The sequence below is a fragment of the Hymenobacter sp. NBH84 genome, from assembly GCF_014217645.1.
In the GTDB taxonomy this organism is placed as follows: Bacteria; Bacteroidota; Bacteroidia; order Cytophagales; family Hymenobacteraceae; genus Hymenobacter; species Hymenobacter profundi.
In genome coordinates, this window is record NZ_CP043644.1 from 1,479,773 (window position 1) to 1,497,222 (window position 17,450).

Annotated in this window: 11 protein-coding genes; 3 read left to right on the forward strand and 8 right to left on the reverse strand. The window is 54.9% G+C overall.

All coding sequences use genetic code 11. The features are described 5' to 3' along the window. The first annotated feature begins 142 nt into the window (after positions 1-142). Positions 143-1,285 carry a TlpA disulfide reductase family protein gene (locus tag F1C16_RS06170; RefSeq protein ID WP_185283471.1) on the forward strand — a complete coding sequence of 381 codons (1,143 nt, stop codon included), beginning with the start codon at positions 143-145 and terminating at the stop codon, positions 1,283-1,285. 115 nt (positions 1,286-1,400) lie between these two features. On the opposite strand, the gene F1C16_RS06175 is transcribed toward F1C16_RS06170, so the two are convergent. The 6 genes from F1C16_RS06175 to F1C16_RS06200 all read right to left on the reverse strand — a co-directional run bounded on the left by F1C16_RS06175 (position 1,401) and on the right by F1C16_RS06200 (position 13,483). Continuing rightward, positions 1,401-2,891, reverse strand: coding sequence for a RagB/SusD family nutrient uptake outer membrane protein (locus F1C16_RS06175; RefSeq protein WP_185283472.1), 1,491 nt, complete (start codon positions 2,889-2,891; stop codon positions 1,401-1,403). Between the two features lie 13 nt (positions 2,892-2,904). Further along, complete coding sequence (locus tag F1C16_RS06180; RefSeq protein WP_185283473.1) at positions 2,905-6,048, reverse strand: TonB-dependent receptor; 3,144 nt, start codon at positions 6,046-6,048, stop codon at positions 2,905-2,907. Between the two features lie 1,027 nt (positions 6,049-7,075). Beyond that, positions 7,076-7,993 carry a bestrophin family protein gene (locus F1C16_RS06185; RefSeq protein WP_185283474.1) on the reverse strand — a complete coding sequence of 306 codons (918 nt, stop codon included), beginning with the start codon at positions 7,991-7,993 and terminating at the stop codon, positions 7,076-7,078. 80 nt (positions 7,994-8,073) lie between these two features. Then, positions 8,074-10,473, reverse strand: a complete 2,400-nt coding sequence (locus F1C16_RS06190) for a TonB-dependent receptor domain-containing protein (protein ID WP_258049040.1) — start codon at positions 10,471-10,473, stop codon at positions 8,074-8,076. Between the two features lie 393 nt (positions 10,474-10,866). Beyond that, positions 10,867-12,123, reverse strand: coding sequence for a pyridoxal phosphate-dependent aminotransferase (locus F1C16_RS06195; RefSeq protein WP_185283476.1), 1,257 nt, complete (start codon positions 12,121-12,123; stop codon positions 10,867-10,869). 208 nt (positions 12,124-12,331) lie between these two features. Beyond that, on the reverse strand, positions 12,332-13,483 hold the full coding sequence (locus F1C16_RS06200) for a serine hydrolase (RefSeq protein ID WP_185283477.1): 1,152 nt from the start codon (positions 13,481-13,483) through the stop codon (positions 12,332-12,334). 327 nt (positions 13,484-13,810) lie between these two features. Here F1C16_RS06200 and tsaE point away from each other — a divergent pair, with 327 nt between their 5' ends. Both tsaE and F1C16_RS06210 read left to right on the forward strand, forming a co-directional pair. Beyond that, positions 13,811-14,242, forward strand: coding sequence for a tRNA (adenosine(37)-N6)-threonylcarbamoyltransferase complex ATPase subunit type 1 TsaE (tsaE, locus tag F1C16_RS06205; RefSeq protein ID WP_185283478.1), 432 nt, complete (start codon positions 13,811-13,813; stop codon positions 14,240-14,242). Positions 14,243-14,339: 97 nt separating this feature from the next. Beyond that, on the forward strand, positions 14,340-15,566 hold the full coding sequence (locus F1C16_RS06210) for an alanine dehydrogenase (RefSeq protein ID WP_185283479.1): 1,227 nt from the start codon (positions 14,340-14,342) through the stop codon (positions 15,564-15,566). A gap of 38 nt (positions 15,567-15,604) precedes the next feature. On the opposite strand, the gene F1C16_RS06215 is transcribed toward F1C16_RS06210, so the two are convergent. After that, a complete protein-coding gene (locus F1C16_RS06215) occupies positions 15,605-15,868 on the reverse strand; it encodes a circadian clock KaiB family protein (protein ID WP_185283480.1) in 264 nt (87 codons plus the stop codon). 44 nt (positions 15,869-15,912) lie between these two features. Next, entirely contained in the window at positions 15,913-17,439 is a 1,527-nt protein-coding gene (locus F1C16_RS06220) for a PAS domain-containing protein (protein ID WP_185283481.1), read from the reverse strand. Between the last annotated feature and the right edge of the window lie 11 nt (positions 17,440-17,450).

A 17,450-nucleotide genomic window follows, 5' to 3' on the forward strand; every position in this document is an offset into this window, starting at 1 on the left:
AACGTGTAGCGCCGCGTCAGCACCGACAGTAAGATTCTGTTGGTACTGACGCGGCGCTTTTCATGTTATGAGAAATAGTATATTGTATATTCAGTTATTACCGTTCAGTATTCTGCAAATCAACCTACTATCCTATTAACTCATGAGAAATTTGTTCGTGAAAATTAGCCTACTCGCTTGCTTGTGTGCTTGCGCCAAAGAGAAACCTGCTGACGAAATTATTGTCGAGGGAAATGTGAAGAATATGCCGGATGGTAAGGTGTACTTAGCTGATGCCTACCAATATGACATCTTGCTTGATTCGGTGGAGTGTAAGGATGGGCATTTCCTCTTCAAGCTGAAACCAGATTCCTTGTTCACGCCTAGTATGGTATCTATTCACTACACCAACGATATACCATATGACTCCACCGATAGGGAGCAGTATTACAAACGTCTAGGATATAGAATGCTAGCGTTTTATAATCATACTAAAGGTGCCGATAGCTTAAAATATTACAACACAGCTTTTTTCTTAGAAAAAAACCATACAAAATTAGAGGGTAATTTACAGGGCAATAAAATAAGAGTATCTGGTAGTAAAGAAACCAGTCTTATGTACAGTTTAAATAGAGCAGACTTTGGTTGGTTGGGTAATAGTGAGGGAGAAAAACGGGCAGCTAGAATTAAGTTTTTTACAAATACAGTTAAGAAGAACCCCTATTCTTATTACCTCATAAAGGAAATCTACAACGCGAAAGAGCAATACTCTGAGCAGGAGCTAGGCGATATCCTAGCGCTGTTCACCCCAGAGGTGCAGGCCTCAGCTTTTGGCACAAAAGTCAAAAGCTACTTGGCAAACAGAGTAGACCCGGATCAGCCCTACCCTAATATGTCCTTCGCGAGACCCGACAACCAGCAAGGCTGGATGATGGACAACGGCGCCAAGGTGAATATGCTCGTGTTTTGGGCCAGCTGGTGCGGGCCATGCCGCAAGGAGATTCCCCAGCTCAAAGAACTCTATGCTGAGTACAAGGACCGGGGCGTGAACTTGGTTAGTGTCTCCATCGACGACAAACCAGAGAGCTGGCAGAAGGCCTTAGGTCAAGAACAGATGGCATGGCAGCAGCTCATCGTCGATAAAGAGCAGATCGACTTGGTGCAGCAAAAATTCAACTTTAGCGCTATTCCTCTGGTTATTTTAGCCGATAGCAGAGGGAAAGAAATACGAAGATTTGTTGGGTTCGAGGAGAACAATCCGCAGCTATACCGAGCCGTACTGAATGACAGGGTAGGAGCTAAGTAAGCGCCACAACGCAAAAGGCCGTTGCACAAGCAGTGCAACGGCCTTTTGCTTTTCAAGCCAAATGGGTGGCTAGACGTGTTGTCTGAATCTCTTCGTCAACAAATCCATGACATCTCTACAGTGGGTTTTGCACAATGGCTTTGTTCACGTTGAGTTCGGCTTGCGGGAATAGGAATTGCCATTCGTTCGCGCCAACCGGAACCGTGAAGTTGTTTGTTCTAACTGCCCAAGCCCATTGCTCAATGTGGTTTGCGCCTGTTCTGTTCAGCGGGCTGTTGGTGCGTTTCAAATCCAGGAAGCGGAAGCCTTCGCCCCACAGCTCTGCCCTGCGCTGGATAAGAATTTCGTCTACCAGGGCTTGGCCCGTGTTGGTAGACCGCACGTACTGCGGATCACGGGCACTCACCAGCGTAAACAAATTGGTAGCAGCGGTGCTAACTCCTTGCCGGGCTTCGGCCTCGGCCAAAATCAAGTATAGCTCCGCCAAGCGCATGTGCGGCACGTCGCCAATGCTCAGGTTTGGATCGGCTACCAGAAACTTCTTCTGACCATACTTCACTTTCACGCCATTAGGTGGAGCCGGAATGCTGGTGCCGGTTGGGTCCCAAAGCTGCCGGCGGACATCGGTAGCAGGCAGCTGATCGTAGAGCACCGAGTTGATTTTCTTCGGGTTCTGCCGGATAGCGGTGGAGCTAAAATTGGCCGACATGTAAGCGAAAAACGAGTAGAAATAGTTGGTCTGATCAGACTGCATTTTGCTGCCCCACATCCACTCCGGGTTGTCTACGTTGTTGAACCCGCTCGTGTACTGCGTCCGGCTCATGAGGGTAGCGCCACTCTGCTGAATAGCCTCCTGCGCAGACTTCGCAGCTACAGACCAGTTTTGCTGGGTGAGGGCTACCCGGGCTTTGATGCCTTTGGCGACTGCTGCATTGAAGTGAGATTTCGCTGGGCGCGCGTCAAGGCCGGTCAGCATCGTAATGGCATCGTCCAGATCTTTATTGATCTGATCGTATACAGCCTGTACAGTGGCGCGAGGCTGACCTTCCGTGGTATTGGTCATCATCAGCGGCACTCCCAGCTGGTCGTTTGTTTTGCCAGCGTCGTACCGTTCTCCAAATACCTGCACCAGTTGAAAGTGAGCCCAGGCACGGTACACCAAGGCCTCGCCAATGACCATCTTCTTTTCCGCTTCAGGTCCGGTTGCGTTGTCCAGCCCGTTGATGAGCATGTTGGCATTGGAGATGATGCGGTAGTAGAAATAGTACCAGGCGTGGTTGTAGGTAGAAGTAGAGGTAGCATTCCGGTGCGAAGTCCAGTTATGCTCATTCGCCCACCAACTAGTACCCAGGGTCTGCACCCAGTCTTCTCCCAAAGCATCCATCATGATTTTCATGGACCCTTCTCCACCCTGGTTTTGGCTACCATTGTGCTGCAAATACAATATTCGGTGGATGCCATTTAGGGCTGCCATGGCGTTCTTGGTGTTAGCAAGAACGTTTTCCTCCGTTACGGCATCGGTGGGCGAAGTGTCCAGGTAATCCTTATCGCAGGAGGAAAAAAGTAAAACGCTGGTTAGGAAAGCGCTGTATATCGTCTTTTTCATTACAAATCAGTTACTACAAGGAGAGATTCATCCCCAGCGAAAGCACGCGGGCGGGCAGGTACACGGCCGACGTAGTGCCCGAGAAAGTCTGGGCCACGTTCATGCCTTTGCGCTTGGTAATCAGCGCCAGGTTCTCACCAGTGGCAAAGATGTTCACGTTGCGCAGCTTGAGTCGGGTGGAGAGAGCTGCCGGGATGTTGTAGCCCAGGGATACCGACCGGAAGTTGAGATAAGAAGCATCGGTCAACCATCTGTCGGAAGCCGCGGCCAGGTTGGCGGTATTGCCTACTTGCAGGCGGGGTACATTCGTAATGTCGCCAGGGTTCTGCCAGCGGTTCAGCATGTCCTCGTGCATGGCACCGCCATAGGTGCCGTGGTTCATGAGGGTAGCATACTGGCTGTCGTAGAACTTGCCACCAACAGAGTACGTCAGCAGGGCTGACAGTGTGAAGCCTTTGTAGGTGAACGTGTTGGTGATACCACCCGAGAACTTGGGAATGGCTGTGCCGGCGTAGTGGTAGCGAGCGTTGTTGGCATTCGAGGTTACCGTATCGCCACCGATGATTTTGCTGTTACTCTCGTTGTAGGAGATGGCGCGGTATAGCGCGTCGCCGTTATCGGGGTCAACTCCGTAGTACTCGCGCAGCCAGAATTCCTGTAGGCTCCGGCCTACCTTCAACTTTTTGGTGCCAGATACTAGCTCGTCGTAGGGCAATCTGGTTATCTCGTTTTTGTACGTGGTCCAGTTCACGTCCAGATTCCAGTTGAACGCGCTGGTTTTAATGATGTCCCCGGCCAGACGAATTTCCAGGCCTCGGTTGTACATCGCCCCAATGTTTTCGATGCGGTTGGCTACCCCACTGGAAAGCGGCAGCTGCACTTCAAACAACAGATCTTCCGACGTCCGGTTGAAGTACTCAACCGAGCCGTTCAGTCGGTTGCCGAACAAGGCAAATTCAAGCCCGGCATCGAAGCTGTTATTCTTCTCCCAAACCAATCCTCGGTTACCCAAGGTTGCCTGCGAGAAGCCTGCTTCTGCTGCGTTGTTCTGGCCAAGGGTATACAGCGCCTGCCAGGCGTAATAGTTATTTCCATCCGAATTTTCCAGGTTCTCGTTGCCTACCTGCCCATAGGAAGAACGCAGCTTCATCATGTTAACCCAGGTGGGCGTGGTGAAGAAGGTTTCCTTATCCAGGCGCCAGGAGCCACCCACCGACCAGAAGCTACCCCAGCGTACGTCTTTGTAGAAGCGCGAGGAGCCGTCGCGGCGATACGAACCGGAAACCGTGTACCGGTCATCGAACGTGTAGTTAGCCCGACCGAAATACGACTCAATCCGGTGCTCTTGCAGATAGGTATTGAAGCTGTTGATTGTGTTGAAATTCTGCAGCTCTGTATTATCGGCAATTACCTCGCCCGACTTGGATCCGTTCAGGTAGTCGCGGTTCCGGCTGTAGTTCTCGTGGCCCAGTAGCACTTCCACGGTGTGTACTCCACTCAGCGTCTTGTTGTAGTTGAGCAGTTGGTTGGCCGTGTAGCTGGTTAGGTTATATAGTACCCGGCCAGCTCTACCTGCAGGGGCACCATCACCTACTACTGTGTTTTCGTAGGTCTGCTCCTCGTAATTGGTGATATCAACGGCAAAATTACCCGTGAACTTGAAGTCCTTCAGGAAAGTGATTTCACCGTAGGTTCTGCCACCCAACACGTTGCGCCGGTAGAGGTAGTTGTTCCATTGGGTTTCGGCCACAATATGACGGCCGGGATACACCGGGCGGGTCATGGTAGGGGAGGAGCCGCCTATGTCGTATATTTTTTGGCCATTAGCATCTAGTACATAGACACCCGTTGCGGGGTCGTGCTGATACACGGGGTAGATAGGGCCAATGCCGCGGCTGAAGAAGAACGGATTCACGAAGCCCGTAGCGCTACCCGTGCTGGCCTGGTTGGAGTTGGTAAGCGTGTAGTTCATGTTCACGCCGGCCTTGAACCAGTTGGTCAGGTTGCTATTGACATTCATACGGCCAGAGAAACGCTCAAAATCCGATCTGATCACGTAGCCTTTCTCGTTCAGGTAGCCCAGCGAAACGTAATAGTCGCTCTTCTCCGTGCCCCCGTTGAAGCTGGCTGTATAGTCGGAGCGCGAACCAGTTCTGGTTATCGCCTTTTCCCAGTCCAGATCATCGCCCCACAGCAGTTGCGCGTCAGGGTTCAGGGTGCCATCCGTGCCCACAATCTGGTTGTCAGGCACATTGAATGGATTGTAGCCCAGCAGGCCCTTAATATTATTAGTAGCGCGCTGGTTGGCCTGCTCGCGGGTGGTGGTAGCATTAACCAGGCTATTGCGGTAGGCCTCCCACATCAGGGGGTAGTACTCTTGTGCGTTCACGCGGTTATATTCAGGAACAGCCCGGGAAGAGACGCCCTGCAACGCCCGCACGTTCACCTGTACTTGGTTTTTCTTACCCCGCTTGGTGGTAATCATTACTACCCCGTTGGTGGCGCGGGAGCCATACAGCGCGGTAGACGCAGCATCTTTCAAAATAGAGATGCTGGCAATGTCTTCCGTGTTCAGGTTTGATAGCCCAGCCGTGTACGGTACCCCGTCTACTACATATAGCGGGTCATTAGCATAATTCACTGAGCTGAAGCCCCGTATACGGATGTCAGGACCAGCGCCGGGTTGCCCGGATCCCCCACTAACCTGCACCCCAGCGGCTTGGCCGGCAATGGCGTTCGTAACGTTAGTAACCGGACGTTGCGACAGTTTCTCAGCCCCAATCTGGGTGACCGAGCCCGTATACGTGGCGGGGTCTGCTGTACCGTAGGCCACTACCACTACCTCATTCAGGTTCTGCGAGTCGCTTGCTAAGGCTACGTTGAGCGTGGATTGGTTGCCAACGGCAACTTCTTTGTTGACATACCCAATGAAGGTGAATACCAACGTTGCTTCACCCGCCGGAACGCCAATTGTATAGTTTCCATTCGCGTCTGTTGGTGCAGCCGTGGAGGTTCCTTTGAGGTGAACAGTTACTCCTGGCATCCCTTCGCCAGTGGTAACGTCCGTTACTCGTCCTGTTACAGTTCTGTTCTGTGCCCACGCCTGGGTTAGCAGCGCCAGCATCAAAACAAAGCTGAGAAGTAAAGTTTTCTTCATGCGGAATTGGGTTTAAGTAGGTGTGTATTCTGTCGTTTTCAGGCTCTTGCAATAGTTGTTGCTCTCAAGCAACAAATGCTTGATTCATTCTCCAGGAAATAGCAACAGCTCAAAAATCTTTTCAAACCTTTCTATAACTGCTTTTCTCAAAAAGCACCAGGGTAGGGTAGTCATTCAATGGCGAGAAGCTGTTCGTTAAGCACTGTAGAACAACAGCCAGAATGGGTAGAGCACCAAGAAAGCGTATTCGTATTAGCGAATACGTGGTGGGTAATGTGCTCTCTTAAATCAGTAAACTTTTCAAGTATCCTTTCTAGTGAGGACAAATACTCTTGATTGAACTAGTTTTCGAAGGAGCATCAAACTTTTATCCGCAATCTATAGCGTAGTGATGAGCACGCTATAGAGGATAAGAAAGGTGTTGATTTCCTCGTAGAAAACTGAACGATTATTTGACAAAATTTCAACAGATGAAGCGAATTAAGATCATAATCTCAAAAGATCCTATTATTCACAAGATGTTTTTTTTATGAAAAGGTATCGCTTTCCTAATTTTACAGGTCAGCTCAACTGATATATTTAAGTATAAAGCGTTGTATATAAAGGTTTTATATTGTATGTTAGAATTGATTCAAAAAATAGTCTGCAGCATTATAAGGAAGTAGAGAAAAGCAAAGCCCGCATTTGTTTACGAACAGTTTCGTAAACAAATGCGGGCTTCAGTTATAAAGGGGAATGTATTCTACTTTTGTATATGCGAATATAGTGCTAAAGTATTTAAAAAAGGTGTTTGAAAAGTTCCGCTATGGCCATTGTACTACGCCATTATACTGCTAAAGCTGACTACTGTTTGTGTTTCAAGTTAAGAGAGTCTTGTTGCTAGAGTTGTCAGCTATGCTCTGCTAATACAATTCAAACCAATACCTTCAGTCACAACAAAACTCAAAGTTCTTCCTGTTCTGCATATAAATGCACAGCCTACTCCGCTGCTACTGTGCGTAGTCACGAATGCAAGTACTATGTGTTGCTACATCAAGTAATATGACCCCGATACCATCGGCGCGGGAATATTCTCTTTATCTTCTTCCAACAGTTGCCGCAAATTGATTTCGATGGTGCGGGCCACGGCCGTCATTGGTGTGTCGGTGGGCGTGTCGCTGAAAGGATCTTGCAGGTAGCGGGCGGTGCGGTCCAGGAGTAGGAAGGCAACGGCAATGGTCATCAGCACCGGGATTTCCCATAAGCCGATCGTTTCCACCAAACTCAGCGAAAGGGTAATCAAGAAAACATAGATCAGCACATGAATGAGCTGGCGGTAGCTGGAGGGAAATACGGTGTTCTTGATTCGCTCCGCGCCGCCCATTGCCTCCGTGTAACGCACGATAGTGCTGTCAATCTGCACTTGCTGGAAAGGGTTAATAACATCCTGCTGATACAATTCTTTCGTGTGCGCCGTGTGCAGCGCCAGAATCCCGACGGGCTTGTTGCTGTGTTTGCGCAGATAAGCCAGGTCTTGCTCCGGGAGAAACTTGTCGAGGCCCGCCAGCCCGTCCTGGCCGCGCAGGGACTGGCCCAGGCTGTAGCACCACGCTATCTGACGGTAGGCAAAGGCCTGCAAAGGCGAACCGAGGGTAGGGCTGCGCAACAGGTCATTGGGCACAAAATGCAGGATTTGCAGCACCAGCATCCGCGAATCGTTCACGATGGCACCCCACAGCTTGCGCGCCTCCCACCACCGGTCGTACGACTGGTTGAGGTTAAAGGCCAGAAGCAACGAAATCAAGCTACCTAGGATGGTAGGCAGCTGCAAGGGAATTTCGGGGAGGTAGTCGCCCAGAAAATATTTCAGCAATTGAAACGAAAGGGAAATGACCAGTACCCGAATAATATCGGGCCACATGCGCGTGAGGATGTAGGCAACGGGTAGTTTGGTGTCGAGAAGCATACAGGAGGAGGGAAGAATGAGCTGAACTCTCCTCCTTAGACGCAAAGCGGCGCGGGTAGTTGTTTCCCTGTCGTACTTCCTTAAAACCCGCCCGTCCGGCGTAGTTCTTCGTCGGCGCCTACGGTGCGTTTGAGGGCAGCCGCTACCTTGTTACCCCCGAAGCGGTAGGTGAAGGCCAGGGTAGCCACGCGGCTGTCGAAGCGGTTGTAGAAAGTCTCCCGGAAGTTGTCGTACGTGGCCGTAGAGCGGATGGGCGTGGTGTAGAAGATGTCCGACACGTTCAGGCGCAGGGTGGCCTGCTTGTCCCACAAGGACTTTTGCACGCCGGCCGTTACCTGTCCGCGGCGGCGCACTACCTCAAAGGCCGCTACCTCCCGCGACTGGTACAGCCCCGTCACATCCGCCGACCAGCCGCGCCCGAAGCTGAAGCTTTGGTTGGTGTTGAAGGTGAATGCTGGACGGCCCCTGTCCAGGTTGGTGCCGGCCAGGTTACCCAGGTAGCGGCCGTAGAACAGCACCAGGTTGTTGTACATGGTCCAGCTCTTGGTGACTTCCACGGGCGCCGTGAGTGTGAGCGTAAGGAAGTGCAGCGTGCCCAGATTGGCAAACTGATTCACCACCGTGCGGCCACCTTCGGGGGCGGGCTGCACCACATTTTGAATAAGGTTGCTGGTGCGGGCGTAACCTAGGGTGCTGATGTATTTCTGCTGAAATGTGTGCGTCAGCTCCAGGTTGTAACTGGTCTGGGGCCGCAAGGCCGGGTTGCCCGACTGGTACGAGGTAGCATCAAAATACACCCGTAGCGGGTTAAGCTGCCCGTAGCTGGGCCGGTCGAGGCGGCGGCTCAGGGAGAGGGCCAGCTCATGCTGCTCCGAAAGCGTCCGCTTCACCGACAGATTTGGGAACAGCTGCAAATAGTGCCGTTCATAGCGCTCGTCGCCCACCGACTGCCGGCTCAACGTGTTCGTTTGCTCGGCCCGCAGCCCCAGTTGAGTAGTGGTGCGGGCAGTAGCGCGTTGCAGGCTGAAGTAGGCGGCATTCACGTTCTCATCGTAGCGGAAGCGGTTGGTTTTGTTGGTATCCACTGTCGTGATGGTGCCCTCAGTGATATTTGTAAATACCGCGTCGTTATCGGAGTTGATGAACGTAGCTTTTGCGCCAGTTTCCAGGCGGATGCGGTAGGGTAGCAGACGGCTGTAATCTGCCTTGGCCGACTGAATAGTGACGTGGTTCTTCTGGTCGCCGTGCAGCACGTTGGTAGGGTCGTCGGGTAGCTCGTAAACGGTTGTCAGGGCCAGCAGGCGGTCGGTGGCGTAGCGGGCCACATCCAGGTCAACAGTCAACTCTGGAGCGTTGGTGGAGTCGGCAAACACGTGGCGCAGGTTGAGATTTCCAGCCAGGTTGGGACGTTGCACCGTTTGGTCGGTGGTAGAAGCGTAGCGCTCCTTCGCGAAACCGCCCCCCACTCCCGTATTTGTAATGAAGGTTTGGTTGTTGCTGAAGCTGGGCGTCTCGCTCACCAGCCCGCTCACGCTCACCCCCAGCAGCGTGCGGGCCGACAGGTTGTAGTCCAGACCTGCTTTCCAGCTATGGGACTGTAAATGGCTGGTATTGCGGTTGAACTGCTCGCTGCTGCCGGGCTGCATATTGCTGCCGTAAAATTGCCGGTAGAAATCCAGGTCCAGGAAATTGCGGCGGTCGGTGTAGGTATAGCTCCCGAACGCATTCAGGTTCTTACGCCGATGGTTCAGCGTGAGGCCGGTGGTGAACTTACCGTAGCGCCCGCGCCCGTAACTGAGGTTGGCGGTGCCGTTGGTGCCCAGGCGCTGGTCTTTTTTGAGGTGAATGGCAATGACGCCGGCCCCACCTTGGGCATCGTACTTGGCAGGCGGGTTGCTGAGCAGCTCAATGCTGGCGAGTTGCTCGGCGGGTAGGGCGCGCAGATAGTCGGCCAGCTCCGTGCCGTTCATAGGGACGCGTTTGCCATCGATAAGCACCAACAAGCCCTGCCGGCCACGCAGCGCTAAGTTGTCGGCGGCGTCTAGGGTTATGCCGGGGGCGCGGCCGAGCACGTCCAGCGAAGTAGCGCCGGCGCTTAAGGTGCTACCCTCCACGTTCACGATGGTGCGGTCGGCCTCACGTTCGTACAAAGGGCGGCGCGCTTCCACCTTCACCTCACGCAAGGTAGCGGCAGCGCTAGGCTGCATCACGAGCGGGCCAAGAGTCTGCGGTTGACCAGTTGCCGCCACGGGCGCGCTCCAAACGCGGTTGTACCCTACCAGCGCTACCGATACCAAGTATTCCCCCGTTGGCAAAGTGGGTAGGACAAAGCGCCCTTGAGCATCACAGAACTCCGTTTTAACCGCTGTTGAGTCGGCGGCGCGATGCAGCGTAACGGTGGCGTATTCCAACGGCTGCCCGGCGGCATCGCGCACGGTGCCGGTGAGGGTAGGGGTAGTCTGGGCCTGCAGTTGCGGCACGGTTGTCACGCATCCTACTGCAACTAGACTCGTAAGGAAACGTTTTGTCAATAGCCGCGCAACATAATGACGCATGAAAGAAAAAATGTACAGGTAATAAGATAAAACACGGGTATTGCAATAAAGTAGGTAGGGCGGAGGGCAGTGGAAATCAGTTCGTGAAAGAAGGCAAATCAGCAGACGCTTACCAACTCTCAGATGAACCTAATTGCAAGAATATGCTATTAAAAAGTAAAATCATACAACTCATGCATGACTTTTCTTAATAGAAGCATAATCTACCTCTATAATACAGCAGATTCACTCTAAAACGAAATCGGCCCGATGCGGGGCCGGCTATTGCTGCAACAATAGCCGGCCCCGCATCGGGCCGAACAAGCAACGGAAATACCTCTATTGCAGTGCGTCTAGAGCCGCCTGCAACCGCGGCAGCGCCGCCTCAATCGACTCCAACGACGCCCCGCCCACCGACATACGGAACCACGGCGCCGTGTCGCTGGTGCCAAACGCACTGAACGGCACCAGTGCCAACCGCGCCTCACTGATAAGGTAGGACGTTAATTCCTTGGTAGTAGTGAGCTGCTGACCCGCCGGCGTGGTTTTACCCAGCACATCCAACTTGGCCGTAAGGTAGATGGCGCCCATTGGCACAATGGCATCCACGGGGTAGCCTTGTGCTTTCAGGTTTTGCAAGCCGTCGTATAGCGTCGTTAAGCTCTGTTGAAGCTTGTCTTTGAACGTGGGGATGAACTCCTCCACGGCCGCGTCGTTGGTGAGGTAGGCAGCGGTAGCTATCTGCTCGGCTTTGGGTGCCCAGGCGCCCACGTGGCCCAGAATAGCCTTCATCTTATCAATTATCACAGCCGGCCCAAAGGCATAGCCCACGCGCACGCCGGTAGCGGCCAGGCACTTCGAGATGCCGTCTATGTAAATGGTGTAGTCACGTAGCTCAGGGCGCAGGCTCACGGGGTCGAAGTGCTGGGCGTCGCCGAAGGTCAGCATCCAGTAAATCTGGTCGTAGAGCAGGTAGAGCGGCTTTTCGCCAGGCTGGCGGCGCTGGTTTTCAGCCACCACCAGGTCGCAAATTTCCAGCAGCCCTTCGCGGGTGAACATGGTGCCCGTGGGATTCAGCGGAGAGCACAGGGCCAGTAGGGTAGCGCCCGGCAGGTGCGGGGCCAGCTCGGCGGCTGTGGGCATAAAGTTGTTTTCAGGCAGGGTTTCCACCATCACGGCCTCGGCGCCGGAGAGGTGGCAGTAGTGGTTGTTATTCCAGGAAGGAGTAGGGAATACTACCTTGTCGCCGGGGTCTACCAGGGCCAGGTAGGTAGCGTAGATGAGCGGCCGCGAGCCGCCGGCCACCAGCAAATCGTTGGGTGAGTAATCCAGGCTCAGGCGCTGACGCAGAAAGTCAGCGGCGGCGGTGCGCAGGTCCAGCGTGCCGTTGGCAGGCGGGTAGTTGGTATGGCCGGCCGCGTAGGCATCCGTGATATTATCGCGCAGCTGCTCCGGAATGGGGAAGATGCTGGGGGTGAAGTCGCCGATGGTGAGGTTGCAAATCTGCTCCCCCTTGCGAATCATATCGTTTACTTCGTTGCCGATTTTGATGATTTCGGAGCCGATGAGGCTGCCAGCCATGCGAGAAACTTGCATTTGCGGGTCGTTAAGTGGTGACAGAGTAACTGCCCGCGAAGGTACGATGCAAGTAGTTGTGAGTTAGCTGGAATATCTGAACCAGGCCTGTCATCCTGACGAAGGACCTTATCACGTGCGAACGGCAAGTATGCTATGACTCCTGCGCACGTAATAGGGTCCTTCCTTCGTCAGGACGACAAATCAACTCATATCAAAAACCATCACCTCACTTCTCCACCGCCGCCAGCACCCGCTTAATCAACTCATCGGGATTTCCATTGTGCCAGCGCCACACAATGACAATATCATGCTCGGGGTCAATCCAGATGGTGTTGGAGCCGGCGCCCAGGGCCGCGAAGCTGGTGGCGGGAGCGTGGGGCCAGGCTTTTTGCTCGGTGTTCAGCCACCAGAGGTAGCCGTAGTCGGGGCCGATGGGGCCGCGGGTGGTGGCTTGCCGCACCCAGTCGCGCGATACGATCTGGCGGGTGCCCCACTGGCCCTGGCGCAGCAGCAGGTAGCCGAAGCGAGCCTCGTCGCGGGCGCTGATCCACAGACCCGCACCCCAGCGCGTGCCACCGCTCACTGAGGGTAGGGGCCGACCGTTAATCATGGCCATCGAGTTAAAGTAAGGGAGGTACTGCCATGTGTCCGACGCCCCGATGGGGTCCATGATCTGCTCTTTCACCACCTGGGGTAGGGGCTTTTGCCAGAGCGTGAGCAGCGACAGCGAGAAACGGTTGATGCGTACATCGTTGTATTCCCAATAGGTGCCGGGCGCTTGCAGCGTGCGCGGCTTCCGCTCGCCCTTGCCAAAGGCCTCGTGCCCGATGAAGTCGACATTCTTGCCCCACAGCTCGCCTTCCCACTCGCTGGTCTGGCGGGCGTGCTGCTCCCACGTAATGGGCTGGTTGTGCGCCGAAGCGTAGCCGCCATCGGTCACATATTGCGCTACCGGATCATGAATGTCCTTGATCATTCCCTTGTCCAGCGTGATGCCCAACACTGTGGAGAGCATACTCTTGGCCACGCTGTAGGTAGGGTCGGGGCGCTCTGTGTTGCCCCACTCGGCTACAATATAGCCGTGGCGCAGGATGAGCCCATTAGTAGCGGCCCGGCCGGGTGGCAGCGGCCCCAGCGGCGTCCCGAAGATTTCGGCTTGGTTGCTGAAATCGGGAGCAATCTGGGTGGTTTCCTGGCTTTTGGCAAAATCAATGGCCTCCGCGAGCCGGGTGGCATTTAGGCCTACTTGCTCAGGCGCGCGGGTTTTCCAGGCGTTGCCCCGGCCGGGGTAGTAGGTGTGGGTAGTGGTGCTGGTGGGTAGGTGCGAGCAAGCCAGCACGGGTAGCAACAGCAGGAGCAGGGCGTAGGGTTTGCGCATAGGTAGGTGTGGTGTGGAGGAGGTAGAAAGCTACAATAAACTATTCGTTGAATGGCATTTCGAGCTTGTCGGGAAATCTTGCGTGCTGACAAAAGATATGGCGGTTTCACTACCCATGCGGCCTAGGGCTGAGACCCTGGGCTAATCAGTGGAGCAGTTTCGCTACCCATGCGCCTCAAGGCTGAAGCTTTAGTGATCAGTGGAACGGTGGACGAAACCGCTCCGTAGCCCAGGGATTCAGCCTTGGGGCGTATTTTATTCGGAGGAATATTCTTATGTCACCACTCCGGCAAAACTTTCGGAACTTGCGCCGCTTTATTTCATGCTATGGCGCAAGATCTGATCATTACCATTCCCTCATTAGAGGCTCTGCCCGAAGCCGCTGCCGCGTTGCGTGCCCACCTGGGCGTCGCTACCGTGCTGTGTTTTGAAGGGGAAATGGGCGCAGGTAAGACCACGTTTATTAAGGTATTGTGCGAAAGCATGGGCGTGCCAACGGACGAAATCAGCTCGCCTACCTTTTCGCTGGTCAACGAATACCGCGACGCCCAAAACCGCCCTGTTTACCACTTCGATTTCTACCGCCTCAACGACCCGCAGGAAGCTGCGCAGATGGGCGCACAGGAATACTTTGATTCGGGTTATCTTTGCCTGATAGAATGGCCCAGCCGCATAGCTGACTTGTTGCCGCCGGATCATCTCCTTCTTACCCTCACCGTTACCGGACCCTCCTCCCGAGAATTAAGAATTAAGAAGTAAAAATTAAAAACTGCCTACTAACCATTTGAAAGAAGGAAGATGGACCGGCAGCAAGCTAATTTTTAACTCTTAATTCTTAATTTTTAATTGAAAACAAATGCCCGAAGCCGTTCCCCCCGGATTTGAGTCGCTGGCCGCGAGCCGCGCCTATTTCACGCAGGAGTCGATGCTGGCCATCGAAACCCGCCGCCGCAAGCTGTTTATTGGTTTGCCCCGGGAGTCGTCGTTGCAGGAAAACCGCATTTGCCTCACGCCCGAGGCGGTGAAGCACCTGGTAGAGGGCGGCCACGAGGTAGTGATTGAGAGCGGCGCCGGCGAGCCCAGCAAGTACTCCGACCACGACTACTCCGAGGCGGGTGGCACCATTGCCTACTCGCCCAAAGAAGTCTACGAAGCGGATATCGTGCTGAAAGTGGCGCCGCCTACCTTGGAGGAGGTGGAGCTGCTGCGCAACGGCCAAACGCTGATTTCAGCCCTACAATTCGGTTCATTGTCAGCCGAATACATCACGGCGCTGCTGCGCAAGAAAATCAATGCCATCAGCTTCGAGCTGATTAAAGACCCCTCTGGGGCACGGCCGGTGGTGCGGGCCATGTCCGAAATAGCGGGCTCTACCGTGATGCTGGTAGCCGCCGAGTACTTGGCGCGCTCCAACGAGGGCAAGGGCGTGATTCTGGGCGGCATCACGGGCGTGCCACCGTCGCAGGTAGTGATTTTGGGCGCAGGCACAGTGGCCGAGTACGCTGCCCGCGCCGCTACAGGCTTGGGGGCCGAGGTGAAAGTGTTTGACAATCACCTGTATAAGTTGCGCCGCCTCAAAGAAAACCTAGGTGCCCAGCTCTACACCAGCACCCTCGACACGTTTGCCCTCAGCCAGCAAATCCGCCGGGCCGACGTAGTGATTGGTGCCCTCAATGCCGAGGACGGCCGCGTGCCGTTTATGGTGCCCGAGAGCATGATTGCCACTATGGCACCCGGCTCGGTGGTTATCGATGTGAGCATCGACCAAGGAGGTTGCTTTGAAACCTCGGAGGTGACCACGCATAACAAGCCGGTGTTCCGCAAGTACGATGTGATTCACTACTGCGTGCCCAACATCGCTTCGCGGGTGCCGCGCACTGCTACCAACGCACTGAGCAACATCTTCACGCCCATCATGCAGGAAATCAGCCAGAATGGTGGCATTAATGAGGTGCTGTTCAGCAACGAGCATTTCCGCTCAGGTGTGTATATCTACCGGGGCTCCCTCACCAATGCCACCATTGCCAAGCGCTTCAATATGCGCTACAAGGAGCTGGGACTGCTGATTGCCGTGCGCAACTAACAAATTGTTAAGGGTAGAAGGGTAGGGTAGTGAGGTGTTTACGCGAGTCCCAGCGCTTTCAGCACCCGCTCCTGATCGGACAGGTCGCCTACAAGACGGCGCACCAGACCGGGGCTTTTTTTGAGGAGCATGGGCACGCCAATCAGACCTTCCTCCTGTGCCCGCTCAGGGTGCTGCTGAATATCAACGACGGTGAGGGTGTAGCGGCCGGCCAAATGGTGTTCCGTCAGCCGTTGAATATTGGCTAGCGCCTGCCTGGATTTGGGAGAGTCGCCCGCTATAAATAAGTATAGCTCATACATAAGCGGCGGCACGGTAGCAGGTAGGAGTAAGCAGGCAAAGGAAATTACGCTTCAAACCAGTACAGTGTGAAGGTGGTGCTCTTGCCCATAGTGCTGGCTACCTCTAGGCGGCCGCCGCGGGAGGTAAGAATACGCTGCACCAAGTACAAGCCCACGCCCGAGCCGCCTATTTGGGGGTGCTGGCGGGTGAAGGGTTGAAATGCGGCAGTCGAGGTTTTGGGGATATTCATCCCCAAGCCATTATCCTGCACCATGAGCACCGGTTTATTGTTTTTGGACAAGTAGCTGCGCAACGTAATAACCGGCAAGCGCTCGGGGTGCGCAAACTTGAGGGCGTTGCTGAGTAGATTATGCAGCACCGAGCGCAAGTTGGCCCGGCCGTAGAGCAGGGTAGGGGCCTCAGTTACTTCCACATGAACCGTGGCATCAGAAGCCTGAATCTGGGCACGCAGGCCCAACAGCACTTCATCGGTGATGTGGCGCAAGTCTAGCTTTTCCACTGGCGCCGAGAGGCCCCGCTGGTCTTGTACAGTGGCCGCCAGCTCCTGCAAGGTGCTATCAAGTTGGTGCAGCGAGTCGTCTACCATCGAGAGGAGCTGTTCCTCCTCGGGGTCGTCGAAGCTAGCACTGCGGCGCAGCTCTTCAAACAAGCCGCGCAGGTTGAACAGCGGCTGCTTCAGGTCGTGGGAGGCTGTGTAGACGAAGGTATCCAAGTCGCGGTTGGTGCGGGCCAGCTCGTCGTACTGCACCTGTAGCACCTCGCGCAGACGGTGCTGGTCGTCTACGTCGGTGCAGGCGCCAAACCAGCGCGGGCCCCGCTCGTCGGCCAGCTGCCGTGCCCGGATGATGTGCCAACGATATTGCCCATCGTGCCGGCGCATCCGGAACAAGCCCTCAAACGGCTCGCCCGTGGCCACGCTTTTCACCCATTGGCGGGCTGCTTCGGCCTGCTTGCGCGGTTCCAGCAGGTTCACCCAGCCAGTAGGGCCCAGCTCTTCTTTGGTGAGACCTGAATACTCGCCGGTGTAGTGATTGTAATAGTCGATGAAGCCCTCGGCCGTGGCCGTCCAGATCAACTCCGGAATGCTGTCGGCTAGAAAGCGTAGCTCGGCCTCGCCCCGGCGCAAGGCGTCGGATAACTCGCGCTGGTCGTGCACCTCGGTGAGGGCACCGTGCCAGAACACGGGTTGGTCGGGGGCGTGCAGTTCGGGTAGGGCGCGGCTTAGCATCCAACGGTACTGGCCATCGTGGCGGCGCAGGCGGTACTCGTAGCTCCAGCCCTTGCCAGCTTTGCGGGCAGCATCGCCCTGATAGAGCACCCGCAGCCGGTCATCGGGGTGGATGAGGAGGGGCCAGATGGCATTCAGGTCGGCCGTAGGAGGCTGGCCGGTGAAGTAGTACCACTGCGGACTAACGTACTCATATAAACCCTCGGCATCCAGCGAAAACGTGATTTGCGGCACGGTTTCAGTCAACACCCGCAGGCGGGCATCGAGGCGGCGGGTTTCCATCGACAGTGTGTGGGCTCGCTGCCGGGCTTCCTCCTGCTGGGTCACATCTACGGCAAACAATACCAGGCCGG

Coding starts and splice junctions, on each gene's coding strand:
- F1C16_RS06170 (WP_185283471.1), top strand. CDS start 143: ATGAGAAATTTGTTCGTGAAAATTAGCCTACTCGCTTGCTTGTGTGCT.
- F1C16_RS06215 (WP_185283480.1), bottom strand. CDS start 15,868: ATGTATGAGCTATACTTATTTATAGCGGGCGACTCTCCCAAATCCAGG.
- tsaE (WP_185283478.1), top strand. CDS start 13,811: ATGGCGCAAGATCTGATCATTACCATTCCCTCATTAGAGGCTCTGCCC.
- F1C16_RS06175 (WP_185283472.1), bottom strand. CDS start 2,891: ATGAAAAAGACGATATACAGCGCTTTCCTAACCAGCGTTTTACTTTTT.
- F1C16_RS06180 (WP_185283473.1), bottom strand. CDS start 6,048: ATGAAGAAAACTTTACTTCTCAGCTTTGTTTTGATGCTGGCGCTGCTA.
- F1C16_RS06200 (WP_185283477.1), bottom strand. CDS start 13,483: ATGCGCAAACCCTACGCCCTGCTCCTGCTGTTGCTACCCGTGCTGGCT.
- F1C16_RS06210 (WP_185283479.1), top strand. CDS start 14,340: ATGCCCGAAGCCGTTCCCCCCGGATTTGAGTCGCTGGCCGCGAGCCGC.
- F1C16_RS06185 (WP_185283474.1), bottom strand. CDS start 7,993: ATGCTTCTCGACACCAAACTACCCGTTGCCTACATCCTCACGCGCATG.
- F1C16_RS06195 (WP_185283476.1), bottom strand. CDS start 12,123: ATGCAAGTTTCTCGCATGGCTGGCAGCCTCATCGGCTCCGAAATCATC.